The 3,960-nt window shown below is 60.5% G+C and carries 2 protein-coding genes and 1 pseudogene; all 3 read right to left on the bottom strand.

Annotated features, from left to right (window positions below; all coding sequences use genetic code 11):
• On the bottom strand, nt 1-1,197 hold a 1,197-nt coding region (gene ligA / locus A3754_RS13510; RefSeq protein ID WP_063520111.1), incomplete at its 3' end, for an NAD-dependent DNA ligase LigA.
• Nucleotides 1,198-1,440: 243 nt separating this feature from the next.
• The gene (gene zipA, locus A3754_RS13505; RefSeq protein ID WP_063520110.1) at nt 1,441-2,388 is read right to left on the bottom strand and encodes a cell division protein ZipA; all 948 of its coding nucleotides are present in this window, start codon (nt 2,386-2,388) and stop codon (nt 1,441-1,443) included.
• Between the two features lie 55 nt (nt 2,389-2,443).
• A pseudogene (locus A3754_RS13500) lies at nt 2,444-3,960 on the bottom strand (chromosome segregation protein SMC); the annotation flags it as partial.

Below are 3,960 nucleotides of genomic sequence, written 5' to 3'. Positions count from 1 at the left end.
CGCCGGGCGGCGCTCTGGCAGCGCCCGCACCACCTTGGGAATCACATCCCCTGCACGATAAACCTTTACCGTATCCCCTATATGTAAGTCCTGCTTCTCAATTTGGTCGATATTGTGCAGGGTCGCGTTACTCACCGTGACACCGCCCACCTGCACCGGCTCCAGCCGTGCCACCGGTGTCAGTGCGCCGGTGCGGCCCACCTGCCAGTCCACGCCGTTCAGCACAGTAAGCTCTTCCTGGGCGGGGAACTTGTGGGCAATGGCCCAGCGTGGGGCGCGGCTGACAAACCCCAGATCCTGCTGCCAGTCGAAACGGTTGACCTTGTAAACCACGCCATCGATGTCGTAATCGAGTCGATCGCGCTTTTCCAGAATGCCCTGGTAGAACGCCAGTAGTGCATCAACACCCGCACACACCCGCACCTCCGGGTTGACCCGCAGCCCCCAGCTGCGCAGGGCATCGAGCATGTCAGCGTGGGTAGCCGGCTCGCTGACACCCTCCAGCTGGGCCATGGAATAGGCATAAAATTCCAGCGGCCGGCTGGCGGTGATGCGGGGGTCCAGCTGGCGCAGACTGCCGGCCGCCGCGTTGCGGGGATTGGCAAATACCTTCTGACCGGCCTCTTCCTGGCGAGCATTCAGCGCCGCAAAACCACCGTGGGGCATTACCACTTCACCACGCACTTCCAGTCGCGACGGTAGCGCGTCGCCGCGCAGTGTCAGGGGCACTGAACGAATAGTTCGGGCATTAACGGTGATGTTCTCGCCGGTCTGACCGTCCCCACGGGTGGCCGCCCGCACCAGCTCCCCGTTCAGGTACAACAGGGAAATCGCCAGCCCATCCAGCTTGGGCTCGGCCACGTAATCCACCGTTTCGTTCACATCCAGACGTTCGCGAATGCGTTTGTCGAAGGCGTGCAGGTCATCATCATCGAAGGCGTTATCCAGGCTCAGCATGGGGACTTCGTGTTGCACCTGTTCAAACGCATCCAGCGGCACGTCCCCAACCCGCTGGGTTGGCGAATCGGCGCTAATCAAATCCGGATACTGGGTTTCCAGGTCTTTGAGCGCACGAAACGCCCGGTCGTACTCCGCATCGGGCACCGCCGGATCGTCCTGCACGTAATAGCGGTAAGACCAGTCGTTGAGCTGGTCACGGAGGTGTTGGGCTTTCTGGATGATGTCTGGATTAGGCACGGTAGCAGCAGCTAATGATGAAAGTGAATAATGGATAGCGAACGACTCGCTCTGTAGGAGCGCCACTTGAGGCGCGAATCCCGATGTTGCTTTTCTACCGCTTCGCGCCTCAAGTGGCGCTCCCACAGTGTCATCTTAAACGTAGGGCGCATCCTGCAGATGCTAGGAGTCTCGAGGTACGAGTAACGAGGTACGAAAACCTTTTGTATTTCGCTTCTCGAAACTCGTCACTCGCAACTGCTTTTACGCGCTGGGCACCCGCTGACGCCGTTCGAATTCCTGCACACGCTGGCGCAGGTGTTCCATGGTCTGCGGAGTCAGCACGCTGTGTTGTTCATCCTTGAGTTCACCGTCCAGCTCAGCGGCCAGGCGCTGACAAATGGACAGCATCTTGTCCAGTGCGCCCATAGCATCCGTCGGCCCCGGCAGCTTCAGGAAGAAAGTGACACCGGCAAAGGTCTTGTCTTCCATGGTATCCAGATCGAAGGTGCCCGGCTCAACCGCGTTGGCCATGGAGAATTGCAGCTCATCAGCACCTTGCACACTCACATGCCGGTGGAAAATATTCATCCGGCCGTAACGCAGCCCCGCTTCCAGCAGCATTCGCAACAGCGCGCTGCCATCGAACGGCGCGCCACGGTGCGCAATCAGGTGTACCACAATCACTTCCAGCACGGGCTGGGGCTCACTGGGTGCCTTGGGTGCGGGCCGGGCTTCAACCCGCGCTTCCTGGCGCGGCGCCTGACGCGGCGAACCCCGAGGGGCCGGTTCGGGCTCGGGTTTCGGTTCAGGCGGTTTTTCCGCTACCGGTTGTGTCGGCACCGGGGCGGGCTCGACATCAGGCTCCGCCGTGCGCTCTGGCTGGGACTCTGGTTCCTGCTCACCGTCGAACAGGCTTTGCTGCTCTGCGGTACGCGCTTGCGCCGCCGCTTCATCGGGTTCCATCACCATGGGCGGACGCTCATCCTGCTCTGCGTCTTCCATGGCCCGGCGGATAACCCGTGCAGAGCCAATCAGCTCCGGGTTATAACCGCTGCCCTCTTCTTCCTCCGCCTGATCGCGGTAGCGCGGATCGATGCGCATGCGCAGTCGCCCATGCCGCTCCCTGATCATCCGCCGCACACCGTCGGCCAGAATCAGCAGAATCAGAATAACCAGAATACCAATCAATGTTTCCAGGTTCAGGCCCATTGCCTCTTCTTCCTTGCTTGTGCTGAAGTGCCGCTGTTACAGCGGCACCGATTCCTCACATCGCCGCCATTTCGGCCGCTTCTTCCACATCCACCGATACCAGACGGGATACACCGGGTTCATGCATGGTGACCCCCATCAGGGTAGCAGCCATCTCCATCGCAATCTTGTTATGAGTGATGTAGATAAATTGCACTTTTGCAGACATTTCCGATACCAGGTTACAGAAACGCCCCACATTCGCATCGTCCAGCGGCGCATCCACCTCATCGAGCAGACAGAATGGCGCCGGGTTAAGCTGGAAGATACTGAACACCAGTGACAGAGCGGTCAGCGCTTTTTCCCCACCAGAGAGCAGGTGAATGGTGCTGTTTCGCTTGCCGGGTGGCCGCGCCATGATGGTGACACCGGTATCGAGCAGGTCATCTCCGGTGAGCTCCAGGTACGCATGACCACCACCGAAGACTTTCGGGAACAGCTCCTGCAGACCACGGTTGATACGATCAAAATATTCCTTGAAGCGCGCCCGGGTTTCCCGGTCGATCTTGCGGATGGCGTTTTCCAGGGTGCCGAGGGCGTCTTCCAGGTCTTCGTTCTGGCTGTCCAGGTAGTTCTTTCGCTCGGATTGCTGCTGGTACTCGTCGATGGCCGCCAGGTTGATCTGCCCCAGGCGGGAAATCCGCTGGCCGATCATATCCATCTCCTGGGCCCACTGCTGCTCATCGGCTTCGTCCGGCAGGTTTTGCAGCACGGTATCCAGATCAAAATTCTGTTCAGAAAGCTGCTCGGCCACGGTCTGCCGGCGGGTGCTCAGGTCCTGCCACTGCATGCGTTTCTGGTCCATGGTGCTGCGCACTTCCTGAGCCTGACGCTCAAACTGGCCACGCTGCCCTTCCAGGTTACGCATTTCATGGTCCACCGTTTCCAGTTCACGGCGGGCTTCGGCGAGTTTGTGCTCGGCTTCCAGACGCACTTCCAGCTTTTCTTCCAGCTGCATTTGCAGTTCCGTACCCGGCTCATCGCCCTCATTGGTCTGCTCTTCCAGCAGCGCCTTGCGCTCCGCCATCATCTGCACCTGGGTTTCCAGGCGGCTCAGGTTCTGGCGCAGCGAGTCTGCCTGGGTGCGGGCGCCCTGCACTTCCATGGCCAACTGGTGGGACTGATCGCGGTCGTGGCGCGCTTTCTGACGGGACTCGTCCAGCCGCAGGCGCAGCTCATCCCGGCGGGATAGCAAGGTTTCGCGCTCGCCGCTGTCGGTTTCCATGGCGTCCAGCGCTTCCGCCAGCACCGCCCGGGCTTCTTTCAGGTGTTCCTGTTCCTGCTCCAGCTGCTCGTTGGTCTCGTCCATTTCCCGGCTGAGACGCTCACGGCGCATGGTGATCTGCTCCAGGCGCACCTGCCGGGCGCTGACCTGGGCATTGATCTCGCCCAGCTCACGGTTGATCCGGCTCGCCTGGCGCTGCACTTCCTCGCGCTCTTCTTCCAGCTCGGAAATCTGTTCGCGGGTGCTTTCCAGCTGCTCTTTCAGGCTATCCACGGTGGCCTGGAGGGTGTCAATGTCACCTTCCAGAG

Source organism: Alcanivorax sp. HI0083 (assembly GCF_001635175.1).
Note: the sequence above shows the minus strand (reverse complement) of the source record. Positions and strands in the feature narration are given on the sequence as shown.

Coding starts and splice junctions, on each gene's coding strand:
- zipA (WP_063520110.1), bottom strand. CDS start 2,388: ATGGGCCTGAACCTGGAAACATTGATTGGTATTCTGGTTATTCTGATT.